Below are 12,385 nucleotides of genomic sequence, written 5' to 3'. Positions count from 1 at the left end.
TCTGTGATGTTCAATCTGCCCCCTCTCTGAAGCTATGCGTAACATCAGATTGATCGCAGGTGTAGCAGAGACAGGGCAACATTCCCGACTAATGCCTGAGCTTGGATTTTGGCCCCTCTTTGGTGATGGAATGCAGGGAAAGCGTATGGTCCATATTTCGCATACGGTGCCGCAGCATCTCGCGCCCCAACCTGGCCAGGTCTGTTGCGTATTCCGGGTTGCTCGCCACGTTTTCCATTTCGCCGCGACGCAGGTGGTCAAACAAAAGCGGTGGCAGGTTTGCCGCAAACTCGACCAGCGTAAACCGTTCGTCACGCAAGATGGACAGGCATGAATCGCTACTGCCCGTTCCCAATTCCTGTTGCCAAAGGGTTGGATTTTCCGGCTCGGCAAAGTCAAGCTCGCTGAAAGAAAAGCTTCGCCAATCCTTGGGTCCCTGCCCCTGCAGAAACGGCATCAAAGACCGCCCATCAATAGAATTCGGGATACTCTGGCCCACCCAATCCAAAATGGTTGGCGTGATGTCAATCGACTCGGTCGGTGCCGTCACCACGGCTCCGGCCTGCGCCTGATTGCCTGGCATCCGGACCAGTAAAGGCGTGTGATAAGCTGCGTCATAGACGGTCATCTTACCCCAGCTATGTCGATCACCCAGCATTTCACCGTGGTCAGCTGTGATTACGATCAATGTCTCATCATATTGATTGCTGTCCTTGAGAAACTGGACAACGCGGCCGATATGATAATCGACCTCTGTTGCAAGGCCCAGATAAACAGAGCGCAGCGCCTGAATATTGGCCGTGGAGGGTTGCACCTCATCAAAACCCAAAACGAAATCCGAAGCCGAATACCGAGCCATCGTTGGTCGAAAAAACGGGTGTATTGCCAGTTCATCTTCTGGGCTGACATGACCAACCGGCCGCGGCAACGCGACGGGATCGTACATATCGTTATAGGGAGCGGGTGCGACCAAAGGAGGATGAGGCCGGATATAGGTCAGATGCGCAAACCAGCTTTGGTCGCCGAAGGCCGCGATACTGTCCAGAAAAGCGTTGGTCAAAAAGGCGGTGTCGCTGTCTTCGGCGCGGTACACCGCCGGGTCGTTCAATTTGGATGGCTCACCTGAGGTTGAAACAGGTTTGTGCAGATCCCAGTATGTGTCGAACCTGTAACCTTTTTTCAGCAGGTCAGCGCGCCAAGGATAAGATTCTTCAAGCCGCATTTCCACGACCTCTTCAAACCCCTCCATAGGACGTTCGTAAGATTTCAGGATCGGGTCATTGGCATCGTAAACCCGTGGGTCAGCCGAGGTGTCGGTATACCCGTAGAGCAAGGGCAGATATCCCGCCTTACGCATCTCGGTTGCGATGTTTGGCGTGTCGTGCCGCAAAGGCGTTCCATTGCGAACCGATCTATGATTCATCGCATATTGCCCGGTCAGGATGGACGCACGCGACGGGCCACAAGGGTTAGTAACCGAGAAATGGCGCTGAAACGTGATGGCCTCGTCCATAAAAGCGCGCAAATTAGGCAAATTGACATGCTCGGCCAGCGCGCCGGTCAGACAATCTGCCCGAAGCTGGTCAATCACGACAAACAAGACATTTCCGCGCTGCCGCATTCCCTGCCCCCGATTCCACCAAATAGGTCTCAGGGGCAGACTGTGTCGCGGTTCCGCCGCTTGCGCAACAGATTAGTCCAGCTCGTATTTTGTCTCGTAATTCTCCCTAAGCGCGGGATCCTGATCTTCCTTACGCAACAGGCAGTTCCCGATGGACAGGACCTCGATATCCGTTCCCATGAAACAGCGGAACGCATCGGTGGGCGTGCACACAATCGGTTCGCCGCGCACATTGAATGAAGTGTTCACCACCAAAGAGCATCCGGTCAGTTCTTTGAACTTTGAAATCAGCGCGTGATAGGCTGGGTTGGTCTCTTGGTGGACTGTCTGGATGCGGGCAGAATAATCAACATGGGTAACAGCAGGGATGTCAGATCGCTTGACGTTCAGCTTTTCAATCCCGAACAGAGCGTCTTCTTCCTCGGTCATCTTGCGCCGGATTTTTTCCTGCACATCCGCCACAATCAACATGTAAGGGCTATCGCCATCCAGTTCGAACCAATCGGCTACGTCTTCGCGCAGAACAGATGGGGCAAATGGGCGGAAGCTTTCGCGATACTTGACCTTCAGGTTCAGCGTTTTCTGCATCGAAGCTGACCGTGGATCGCCCAGAATGGAGCGGGCACCCAACGCACGCGGCCCGAATTCCATCCGCCCCTGGAACCAACCAACGGCCTTACCGTCAGCCAGCGCCTGCGCCGTCTGGTCAATCAACTCACTATTTTCATAGGTGGAAAATTTCGCACCGGCCGCCGCCAGTTCTTGCGCTATGTCGTCATCTTCATAGCGCGGACCAAGATAGGCCCCCAGCATCTGATCACCCGAGGTCACCTGCCGCGGCTGCGCTAGCTCTTGATGCCAGGCCGCATAGGCAGCACCCAGCGCCCCGCCTGCATCACCCGCTGCGGGCTGCACCCAAACATTATCGAAGGCGCCATCGCGAAGGATTTTGCCATTCGCGACACAGTTCAGAGCAACGCCTCCGGCCATACAGAGGTTGCGTATACCATGCTCTTTCGCCAGGTCCCGAGTGATCCGCAGCATGATCTCTTCGGTCACGGCCTGAACCGAGGCGGCAATATCCATATGGAACTGCGTCAGCTGGTCGGTTTCGGCTTTTCGAACCGGTTGGTCGAACAGCTCTTCCATCGCTTTGCTCGTCATGGTCAGACCAGCGGTATAATTAAAATACTTCTGGTTCAGGCGGAACGAACCGTCCTCTTTCAGGTCGACAAGATGCTCAAGGATCAGATCCTTGTATTTGGGGTCGCCATAGGGCGCCAAGCCCATGACCTTGTATTCACCAGAATTCACCTTGAACCCGGTGTAATAGGTGAATGCAGAATACAGCAGACCCAGCGAATGCGGAAAATGCAGCTCTTTCACCATGGTCAGCTCATTGCCGCGACCAATACCCACGGTGGTGGTTGCCCATTCTCCGACACCATCGACGGTCAGTACGACCGCGTCTTCGAAGGGTGAAGGATAGAACGCACTGGCCGCGTGACTGATGTGGTGCTCGGCGAACAGCAGTTTTTCGAGATCGAATTCCGGGTCGATTTTGCGAAGCTGCTTTGCAAGCAGATCCTTGAGAAACAGCTTCTCTCGCAGCCAGACCGGCATTGCCATGCGGAAGGAATTGAACCCGCGTGGCGCCACTGCAATGTAAGTCTCGATCAACCGTTCGAATTTTAGAAACGGTTTGTCGTAGAAAACCACATTGTCGACGTCTTCAAGCGCAACCCCCGATTCGGCCAGCACGTAATTGATGGCTTCTACTGGAAATCCGGGGTCGTGTTTGCGCCGTGTAAAACGCTCTTCCTGCGCGGCCGCAACGATCTTGCCGTCGCAAAGCAACGCCGCTGCGCTGTCGTGATACAGCGCCGAAATACCTAAAATGTATGCCATGTGATCAGAACAACGTGTAGACGAAAGGTGCAATCGCCGAGCCTTGGCTCAACACGATCAATCCACCAAACACACCCAAAACGATCAGAATGGGCAACAGCCAGAATTTCTTTCTGACTTTCATAAATGACCAGAGCTCGGATACGAATGTCACGCCTGGTACTCCCTTGTTAAAATTGCTGTTTCATGCTGCCGGGCTGCTCTTCACGAACAATCCAGTAGCTATCTGATGAACTGTCCAGTTTCTGTGACAGCAGGTCTTTTCCCAACAGGCGCGTAACCAGCCCAAACGGGACAAACGTAGTGACAAACACCAAAAACATGACGATTGGGGCCACAATCGCACCCAAAAGCATGCCGAGTTTGAACCAAAGCCGGTTCGGCACCTTCAGAGTGGCGGGTGCAAAAACTGTCAAAGCCAGAATAACCCCAGCGATAACCATTGGGATCAGGCGCACCGACCCTCCGCCCCACAAGGGCCAAAGAGTGATAATTAAGAAGACAGCGGTGAAGACGTAACCAAAGCCCCGTTCGGACCCGATTTCGACTTCTACCTTCGCGTGATGATCAGACATTGAACACAACCATAATAACCAAACAAAAAACCTGCGCAAAGAATAACACTACTGGTTGCCGAAACAAGCCTTTTGCAAGCTCAAACCATCATTCTTGCGATGAATGCCATCTTGCATCGCCTGATGGCTAAATACTTGAAGCGTGACAAAAACCCGTTGCAGCACCATGCAGATTCACATCAGATACCCCCATGACCCGGCCTACATTCACAACTGACCTGGATACGGATCAGGTTCACCTGCAGATATCGGGTGATCTTCACACCCAATCTCTGGATATGGTTGAGCAAGAATTCGCGAATTTCCATCCCAACGGCGGAACGGTCACAGTTGATTTGACAGGCGTTAAGGCACTCGACACTGGCGGGGCTTGGCTGATTGCCAGCCTTGTCCGCAAGGTGAAGTCCAGCGGCGGGCAAGTCGAGCTGCACGGTGCAACCGCCGCGCATTCCGCGCTGATCGAAACGGTTTCTCGCAACATGCCGGACGAACCCGCCCCTGATCCCGGAAAGCCAGACTTTCTGGATTGGGTGGCACGTGTCGGCGAGCGCACAGTCGGTGGCTGGAAAGACAGCTTGTCGTTGCTTGAGTTTCTGGGCCTGACGCTACACCGGCTGGTCCGCACAATCTTGATGCCGCGGCGTCTGCGGCGGGCTGCGCTGGTATCGCAGATGGAAGAAACCGGTTTGAAAGCGATTCCGATCGTTGCCCTTATGGGTTTTCTGATCGGCGTTGTACTAGCATTTCAGGGGGCCACGCAGCTCAAGCAGTTCGGGGCCGAGATATTCGTGGTCGAATTGATCTCGATCTCTGTGCTGCGTGAGCTGGGCATTTTGTTGACGGCAATCATTGTTGCGGGTCGCTCGGGATCTGCTTTTACAGCTTCCATCGGCTCGATGAAGGTGCAAGAAGAAATAGATGCCATGCGGACGCTGGGCCTGGATCCGATCGAGGTTCTGGTCATTCCACGCGTTGTGGCGTTGCTGATCATGCTGCCAATCCTAGGGTTCATCGCCGATATCGCCGCCTTGATTGGCGGCGGACTTATGAGCTGGATCGACCTTGGAGTCAGCCCCGGAATGTTCGTGACCCGCCTCAAGGAAAACACCGGCATCTGGCAATTTGCCATCGGTATGATCAAGGCACCTTTCTTTGCGCTGGTCATCGGTATCATCGCCTGTTGGCAGGCCTTACAGGTCAAAGGATCGGCACAAAGTGTTGGGCAAAGAACCACCGCGTCCGTGGTCCAGGCGATCTTCTTGGTGATCGCGCTGGATGCCATGTTCTCGATCTTTTTCTCGGTACTGGGGGTCTGAAATGGACGGTGTAACCCGCGAACAGATGCCGATTGGCGACACCCAGCGCGAGGCGGTGATACGGGTCCGCAATCTGACCAACCGGTTCGGACCGCAGATCGTGCACCAGGATCTGAATCTGGATGTCTGGCGGGGCGAAGTACTGGGCATTGTCGGCGGCTCGGGCACGGGCAAATCCGTCTTGCTCCGCACCATCGTCGGCCTGAACAAACCGGCCGCGGGAAGCATCGAAGTTCTGGGCGTCGACGTCCTGAACGGCCCCGAACAAGAGAGGCGGCGCATCGAACGCCGCTGGGGCGTCGCCTTTCAGGACGGCGCGCTTTTCTCGTCGCTCACCGTGTTGCAGAATGTCGTAGCCCCCCTGCGCGAGCATACAGGAATAAGTGAAAGCCTTATGTCGGCGCTTGGCGGTCTGAAAATCAGCTTGGTCGGACTGCCGCAGCTGAGCTGTGGCAAATTCCCGTCTGAACTGTCGGGCGGGATGCGCAAACGTGCCGCTTTGGCGCGCGCGCTGGCGCTGGACCCTGAGATCGTATTTCTTGATGAACCAACGGCCGGTTTGGATCCCATCGGCGCCGCTGCTTATGACGACCTGATTGGCGAACTTCAGCAAGCGCTGGGTCTGACTGTGTTTATGGTCACGCACGATCTGGATAGCCTTTATGCGATTTGCAACAGGATCGCAGTTCTTGCAGAAAAACGTGTTCTGGTTGATGGTCCGATTGAAGAGATGACCAAAGTCGATCATCCTTGGGTACAAGAATATTTCACCGGCCCCCGGGCGCGCGCAGCACAAAAAAAGGGTCAGGACAGGTAACACCCATGGAAACCCGAGCAAATTATATCCTGATCGGTGCATTCACCCTGGCTGGAATACTGGGTGCGTTTGGCTTTTTTCTATGGCTGGCCAAATTCGAGGTTTCCCGGCAATACGCCTATTACAATGTACTGTTCGACAATGTTTCGGGCCTGTCTGCGGCAGGTGGCGTCAGTTACAACGGACTGCCAGTCGGGCAGGTAATCTCCCTTAACTTGGATGACGAGCACCCATCTAAAGTGCGCGTCCGCATTGAAGTAGACGCAAGTATCCCGGTGACAGAGGATACCGTCGCCCAGTTACAATCGCTTGGGGTCACTGGGGTCAGCTATGTGGAACTGACCGGAGGCTCGGCCTCGGCCAAGCGTTTAGAACAGGACAGCCTGATCAAAAGCAAACGCAGCACCATCCAGTCCTTGTTCGAAGGTGCCCCTAAACTGTTGGAAAAGGCGATTACGCTGATCGAGGATATCGACAAGGTGGTGGATGACAAGAACCGCCAGCAGGTATCTCAGATTCTGGAGAACGTATCTTCGGCCACCGGAAGGCTGGACAAAACCCTTGCAGATTTCGAAAACTTGTCCTCAGATTTGGGTGGCGCAGCTAAAGAAATTTCAGCCTTCTCAAAACGCCTCGAAAAATTGGCAGACACCGCAGAAACAACACTGGAAGCCGGAACAAATACATTAAATAGCCTGAAAACCGCATCCGACACGGCTGTATCGGCCCTAGACAGCGCAAAAGATACTTTTGACGCAGCAGATCGCATCATGCAGCAGGATCTGCAGCCCTTCATCGAACGGGCCTCGACCCTGGCAGACCACCTTACGGTCCTGACCGAAGATGGGCGCGTCGCGCTGGCCACGGTTTCCGAGACCTTCGTGAACGCAAACAAAACGCTCGGCTCCGTCACTGGTGCGATGGAAACAGCAAAGGGCACTTTGACCTCAGCTGAACGCGCATTTGACTCGGCCAATGAGGTGATCAACAAAGATATCGGCGTCGTCATGGATGATGTCCGCAATGCCGCCAACCAAGTGGCGTCCACGGTGACGAAAGTGACAGACAGGCTTGATGATATTTCAGCCGACATCCTCAGCGCGTCCAAATCGGCCTCGGAACTTTTGGGAACGATCGACGGCATCGTTCAGGACAATCGCCGTCAACTGTCCGATTTCATGCGGGTTGGCCTGCCACAATTCACGCGTTTCATAGAAGAATCCCAACGACTGGTGATCAGCCTCGATCGTCTGGTGGACAAAGTTGAACGCGACCCCGCCCGTTTCCTTCTTGGGACCCAAGCATCGGAGTATCGTCAATGATCAGGCATTTGATAATGACCGCAGTTTTGGCGTCTTTGGGGGCGTGTACTGGACTGGAAACGCTGCGGCAGGCCTCAGAACCCAATGATCTCTATCTGCTGACACCCAAAAGCACGTTTTCTTCTTCGCTGCCACGCATCCAGAAACAGATCGTGGTCCAAGAGCCAACCGCGACTGCCGCGGTAAATACCGATCAAATTGCAGTTCAGCCGACACCTTTGCAAGTTCAATATCTGCCGCGTGCCAGATGGGTGGATCGAGCGCCGCTGATCGTCCAGGCGCTTTTGGTCGAAAGCTATGAAAACAGCGGACGGGTATCTGCCGTGGGTCGTTCGACCGTGGGGCTTCGTCCGGATTATGTGATTGTTCCCGATCTACGCGAGTTTCAGGGCATTGTCGTTAACCAGGATGGTGAAAGCTCGACCGTACGCGTCGAAGTCCGCATGAATATCAAGATCGTGGACGAGTTCGACGACAAAATCATCGCATCGAATTCGTTCCAAGAGAACGTAATTGCCAAAAGTAACCAGACCGAAGATCTGGTTACTGCCTTTGACGTTGCTCTGGGTAAAACCATGCGGGATGCTGTCGAATGGAGCATTCGTAGAATTAGTACCCATACAGCCAACAACCCTAGGTCATTCTAGTTACTCCCAAGCCCGGGCCTTACTCAGCCAGCGTCTGGGCCAGACGCATCAAGGTGACAGCTTCAGCCCGATATCCGAAAGAATCCTCACCTCGGGACAGCGTGGCCAGATCAATGGCATCCGCATAGGACCAGCCGCCAAGATATCCTCCGCCCCGAAGCAACTGACCAAATCCTGCAATCGCATAGGAAAAGCGGATGTCATCCGTGACAGTCCCTTGTCCGGGTAAAATAGGCTGCTCCATCAGATTGCTTTGATCTTCACCAGGAAGCTTGTAACGCATTTTGAAGAAACCAATTTCCACTGAATCATCCGATATGGATTGTTCAGCATACCGCAACGGGCCGTTTCTGATCGCATCGGAACCAACTGGCGTGACCTCGTAGATCGCCGTTACAGTGTGACCTGCTCCAATATCACCAGCATCCACTTTGTCATTTGAAAAGTCCTCGCGCTGCAGGGATCGGGTTTCATAACCGATCAGACGGTATTCAGCGATCTGTGACGGGTTGAACTCGACCTGGATTTTGACGTCGTTGGCGATGGGAAAAAGCGCCCCGGTAAGTTGATCGACCAATACCTTTTGCGCCTCAACCAGCGTATCGATATATGCCGCCTGCCCGTTTCCGTTCTGGGCCAGAGCCTGCATGGTGGCATCGTCCAGATTGCCTCGGCCAAAACCCAGAACGCTTAGGAATGTACCACTGTCGCGCTTGCGGGCGATAAAATCCTTCAGGGCATCAGGGTCTGACAGACCCACATTGAAATCGCCATCGGTGGCCAGAATTACGCGGGTCACCTCACCGTCCGCAGCCATATCTTCTGCCACTTGATAGGCTTGCTGCAACCCGGCCTGACCCGCTGTCGAGCCACCGGCTTCGAGCCTGTCGAGGGCTGAGAGAATGGTCATCTTTTCGGCTGCCGCGGTCGGTGGCAAAACCTGCCCGGCACTTCCCGCATAGGTGACGATCGAAACCTGATCTTCCGGACTGAGTTCAGACAGCATCAACCTGAAAGACTGTTTCAGCAGCGGCAATTTGTTAGCATCCTGCATTGAGCCCGATGTGTCGATCAGGAAAACCAAGTTCAATGGAGGACGGTCTTCGATCTGGGGCATGACCCCTTGGATGCCGACATGAACAAGCTGCGTCCCCTCATTCCAAGGCGTCGGTGTCACGGTGATCGTAGAACGGAACGGTTCCACCCCATCAGGCGCTGGGTAGGAATAGGGGAAATAGTTCACCATCTCTTCAACCCGCGCCGCATCCTTGGGCGGCAGATAGCCATTCATCAAAGACGACCGAACAATGGCGTAAGAGGCGGTATCTACATCAATCGAAAAAGTCGAAACCGGTTCGTCCGTCGTGATCTTCAGCGAGTTGCTGTCCGCGTTCGCGAAAGTTTCGGTATTCTGTTCCGGCGCGGGAACAGTCTCATGTTGAATGTCAAATTTCCCGACCGCCGATGCCGGCGCGCTCTGTAAAAGGTCCGCAGCCCCTAGCTGCGCAACGGCCCCCTGCCTCTTGGCGGAAGGTGCGATTGTTTCTTCAATCACAACAGGCGCCTCAACAACTGGTTCTTCGAGATTGGCCTCGGGCATATCCGCCACCAATAGGTCAGACTCCTGCCGTGCGTCGGCGCGGTCCTCGGACCAGGGCAGTGGCGCAACAACCTCGTCGCGCGTCTGCGGCAAGATCACTATCAGAGCCACAGCAGCAACTGCGGTGGTAGCGGTCAGGGCACCGCGATAAGAGAGGGCATTCAACATGGCTTTCGCTCCTTCTGTCAGGCGGGCTATGAGGCCGCGCTTGACAGTGGGACGTCGCGCAGAGGTCGATCCTTGGATATTATCAAATTTTTTTTGCGCCTGGCTCAGATTTTCAATCCGTCGCGACACATCCGGGGTCGGCGTGGCGGCGTCCATCAGCATCTTCAGCTTGTCCAGTTCATCGGTCATTGTGCCAGTTCCTCTTGCCGCAAGGCGCGCAACCGTTTGCGGATATCTGACATCCTCCAGGACACTGTCCCTTCGGAAACACCCAGCACCTCTGCAGCTTCTGCATGGGTCATCTCATCCTCGAGGGTCAGGGCCAGAGTGTCTTGCAAGTCCTGCGGCAGGGACCGCATGGCCCGTTGCAACCAATCGACAGCCTCGGCCGTTTCCTGCACCTCGGCCCGGCGCATCTGTTCCACATCCCCCCAGCCGTGGGCCGCCCGCGTGTGACGGGTCGCGCGACGGCGTGCATCCTCGGCTGCATTGACAACAACACGGTACAACCATGTCGTAAACCGGGCTTCGGCACGAAAACCTACGATCTTTGACGGCAAGGCGGCGCATATATCCTGCGTCAGATCTTCGGCCTGATCCGCGCGTCCTGTCAGTCGAAAAGCCAACCGAAAGACCCTGTCGTAGTGGCGTGCCAATAGCGTGGCAAACGCATCAGCGTCCCCTGCAGCAGCGGCCTTTGCCAGATTCTCATCCGATGTTTTCATGCGCATCACAATGGGTAAGACGAACCAAAAACATCAATCCTTGGCAATGCACACAAAAAAATCAGAAATGATGCGCCGATGCGCGATTCCAGTCCTCTGCATATTCATCCGGAAGCGGAGCCTTCAGCAAAGCGCCTTCTTCAAGATGCAAATAGAGTTCAGCATAAGAGCGATCTCTTTCATCTGCAGTACGCCGAAGGATGTCCGAAGGGTGAAGTTCGGAGACCTTTTCCTTGCCCATGGCGCCCAGCAGCTCACGAAAGCTCTCTAAAGTCGCGTCGTGATAGCGATGTACCCGTTGTCTTTTTTGCGGAACATTCACAGCGCGGCCTCGGACCGGATCCTGTGTGGCCACGCCGGACGGGCATCGGTTTGTGTTGCAGTGAAGCGCCTGAATGCATCCCACTGCAAACATCATTGCCCTTGCCGCATTACACATATCGGCCCCAAGCGCGCATTTCTCGATGATGTCATAGCCTGTGGCGACTTTGCCCGAGCAAATAATGCGGATCTTATCGCGCAAACCCACACCGCGTAGACAGTTATTCACGAAAATCAACGCCTCGTTCAAAGGCATGCCCAACCGGTTGGTGAATTCTACTGGGGCCGCGCCCGTGCCGCCTTCGGCACCATCAATGGTGATGAAATCAGGCAGGATGCCTGTTTCCAGCATGGCTTTGCATATCGCTAAAAACTCGGACGGACGACCAATGCACAACTTAAACCCAATAGGTTTGCCACCGGACATCTCGCGCAGATTCTGAACGAAATTCATCAATCCGGTAGGTCCGTCAAATGCGGAATGAATTGGCGGAGAGATCACGTCCTGATGCAGGGGAACTCCGCGTATCTGCGCAATCTCTTCATCCACCTTCGCCGCAGGCAACACCCCCCCATGCGAGGGCTTGGCCCCTTGCGACAGCTTGATTTCAATCGCCTTGACGACCTCGTTCCTGGCTCTTTCGGTGAATTTGTCTTTGTCGAACCCGCCATCCGGTGCGCGGCATCCGAAATACCCAGTGCCAATCTGCCAGATGATATCGCCACCTTCGGCCAGATGGTGCGGCGACAGACCACCCTCACCCGTATTATGCGCAAAACCTCCATCCTTTGCCCCACCATTCAATGCTCGGATTGCATTGGCGCTGAGGGCACCAAAGCTCATCGCTGAAACGTTCAGGCGCGAGGCACTATAGGGTTGGGAACATTGCGGCCCGCCCAGCATCACCCGTTCTTCGCTTTCGGGCACATGTTTGGGCGCAAGCGAGTGATTGGCCCTGTGGTATCCAACGGTTTGGATGTCGTATTGGGTACCAAATGCCTGGGTATCAACCTGCCCTTTGGCACGGGAATAAACCAGGCTGCGAATGATCCGATTATAGGGACGGCCGTTTTCGTTGGTTTCAACAAAATATTGCCGTATCTCTGGGCTGACAAATTCCAGCATGTACCGGAAATGCCCCAGAACCGGATAGTTGTTCAGCACGTTATGCCTTGTGGTCAGGATATCATATAGCCCGACCACCGCGTATGGGATCAGGAAAAGCAGCAGCCAATGGGCCGGGGGCCAGAAAAACCCGGCCACGATTGTCAGTGGCAGGCACACGAGGCTCAACACGTAATAGAGTCTGCGTATAATCATTCGTGCTCTCCCACTGTGGCTGTTAGCTGAGTCACCGTGGTACA

11 protein-coding genes are annotated in these 12,385 nt (G+C 54.7%); 4 read left to right on the top strand and 7 right to left on the bottom strand.

Features of this window, described 5'->3' with window-relative positions; genetic code table 11:
• Positions 1-88: 88 nt before the first annotated feature.
• The 4 genes from AC2FHW_RS07695 to AC2FHW_RS07680 all read right to left on the bottom strand — a co-directional run bounded on the left by AC2FHW_RS07695 (position 89) and on the right by AC2FHW_RS07680 (position 4,104).
• A complete protein-coding gene (locus AC2FHW_RS07695) occupies positions 89-1,621 on the bottom strand; it encodes a sulfatase-like hydrolase/transferase (protein WP_496676912.1) in 1,533 nt (510 codons plus the stop codon).
• 72 nt (positions 1,622-1,693) lie between these two features.
• Positions 1,694-3,529 carry a carbamoyltransferase family protein gene (locus tag AC2FHW_RS07690; RefSeq protein WP_271948996.1) on the bottom strand — a complete coding sequence of 612 codons (1,836 nt, stop codon included), beginning with the start codon at positions 3,527-3,529 and terminating at the stop codon, positions 1,694-1,696.
• Between the two features lie 4 nt (positions 3,530-3,533).
• On the bottom strand, positions 3,534-3,683 hold the full coding sequence (locus AC2FHW_RS07685) for a DUF5989 family protein (RefSeq protein WP_142636421.1): 150 nt from the start codon (positions 3,681-3,683) through the stop codon (positions 3,534-3,536).
• A gap of 16 nt (positions 3,684-3,699) precedes the next feature.
• On the bottom strand, positions 3,700-4,104 hold the full coding sequence (locus tag AC2FHW_RS07680; RefSeq protein WP_271949000.1) for an SxtJ family membrane protein: 405 nt from the start codon (positions 4,102-4,104) through the stop codon (positions 3,700-3,702).
• A gap of 191 nt (positions 4,105-4,295) precedes the next feature.
• Between AC2FHW_RS07680 and AC2FHW_RS07675 the strand changes: the two genes are divergently transcribed.
• From AC2FHW_RS07675 to AC2FHW_RS07660, 4 genes are read left to right on the top strand one after another with little or no spacing between them, the layout of a single operon-like run.
• Positions 4,296-5,420 carry an ABC transporter permease gene (locus AC2FHW_RS07675; protein WP_142636425.1) on the top strand — a complete coding sequence of 375 codons (1,125 nt, stop codon included), beginning with the start codon at positions 4,296-4,298 and terminating at the stop codon, positions 5,418-5,420.
• Between the two features lies 1 nt (position 5,421).
• A complete protein-coding gene (locus tag AC2FHW_RS07670; protein WP_271949003.1) occupies positions 5,422-6,237 on the top strand; it encodes an ABC transporter ATP-binding protein in 816 nt (271 codons plus the stop codon).
• A gap of 5 nt (positions 6,238-6,242) precedes the next feature.
• Positions 6,243-7,559, top strand: a complete 1,317-nt coding sequence (locus AC2FHW_RS07665; protein WP_271949005.1) for an MlaD family protein — start codon at positions 6,243-6,245, stop codon at positions 7,557-7,559.
• A gap of 14 nt (positions 7,560-7,573) precedes the next feature.
• Positions 7,574-8,206, top strand: a complete 633-nt coding sequence (locus AC2FHW_RS07660) for an ABC-type transport auxiliary lipoprotein family protein (RefSeq protein WP_246097221.1) — start codon at positions 7,574-7,576, stop codon at positions 8,204-8,206.
• A gap of 19 nt (positions 8,207-8,225) precedes the next feature.
• On the opposite strand, the gene AC2FHW_RS07655 is transcribed toward AC2FHW_RS07660, so the two are convergent.
• From AC2FHW_RS07655 to AC2FHW_RS07645, 3 genes are all read right to left on the bottom strand, one after another.
• Positions 8,226-10,163 (bottom strand): vWA domain-containing protein, encoded by a 1,938-nt coding sequence (locus tag AC2FHW_RS07655; protein ID WP_496728809.1) that lies wholly within the window; start codon positions 10,161-10,163, stop codon positions 8,226-8,228.
• On the bottom strand, positions 10,160-10,699 hold the full coding sequence (locus AC2FHW_RS07650) for an RNA polymerase sigma factor (protein WP_142639814.1): 540 nt from the start codon (positions 10,697-10,699) through the stop codon (positions 10,160-10,162). The genes AC2FHW_RS07655 and AC2FHW_RS07650 overlap by 4 nt, the downstream gene beginning before the upstream one ends.
• A 61-nt stretch (positions 10,700-10,760) precedes the next feature.
• Positions 10,761-12,341, bottom strand: coding sequence for an FMN-binding glutamate synthase family protein (locus AC2FHW_RS07645; RefSeq protein ID WP_142639816.1), 1,581 nt, complete (start codon positions 12,339-12,341; stop codon positions 10,761-10,763).
• Positions 12,342-12,385: the final 44 nt, after the last annotated feature.

The sequence above is a fragment of the Ruegeria sp. YTSA108 genome, assembly GCF_059610185.1.
The sequence above is the reverse complement of the archived record's forward strand: the minus strand, read 5'-3'. Positions and strand labels throughout refer to the sequence as shown.

Excerpts from the sequence above, each read along its gene's own strand:
- AC2FHW_RS07680 (WP_271949000.1), bottom strand. The coding sequence starts at position 4,104 with ATGTCTGATCATCACGCGAAGGTAGAAGTCGAAATCGGGTCCGAACGG.
- AC2FHW_RS07645 (WP_142639816.1), bottom strand. The coding sequence starts at position 12,341 with ATGATTATACGCAGACTCTATTACGTGTTGAGCCTCGTGTGCCTGCCA.
- AC2FHW_RS07670 (WP_271949003.1), top strand. The coding sequence starts at position 5,422 with ATGGACGGTGTAACCCGCGAACAGATGCCGATTGGCGACACCCAGCGC.
- AC2FHW_RS07650 (WP_142639814.1), bottom strand. The coding sequence starts at position 10,699 with ATGAAAACATCGGATGAGAATCTGGCAAAGGCCGCTGCTGCAGGGGAC.
- AC2FHW_RS07665 (WP_271949005.1), top strand. The coding sequence starts at position 6,243 with ATGGAAACCCGAGCAAATTATATCCTGATCGGTGCATTCACCCTGGCT.
- AC2FHW_RS07690 (WP_271948996.1), bottom strand. The coding sequence starts at position 3,529 with ATGGCATACATTTTAGGTATTTCGGCGCTGTATCACGACAGCGCAGCG.
- AC2FHW_RS07695 (WP_496676912.1), bottom strand. The coding sequence starts at position 1,621 with ATGCGGCAGCGCGGAAATGTCTTGTTTGTCGTGATTGACCAGCTTCGG.
- AC2FHW_RS07660 (WP_246097221.1), top strand. The coding sequence starts at position 7,574 with ATGACCGCAGTTTTGGCGTCTTTGGGGGCGTGTACTGGACTGGAAACG.
- AC2FHW_RS07675 (WP_142636425.1), top strand. The coding sequence starts at position 4,296 with ATGACCCGGCCTACATTCACAACTGACCTGGATACGGATCAGGTTCAC.
- AC2FHW_RS07655 (WP_496728809.1), bottom strand. The coding sequence starts at position 10,163 with ATGACCGATGAACTGGACAAGCTGAAGATGCTGATGGACGCCGCCACG.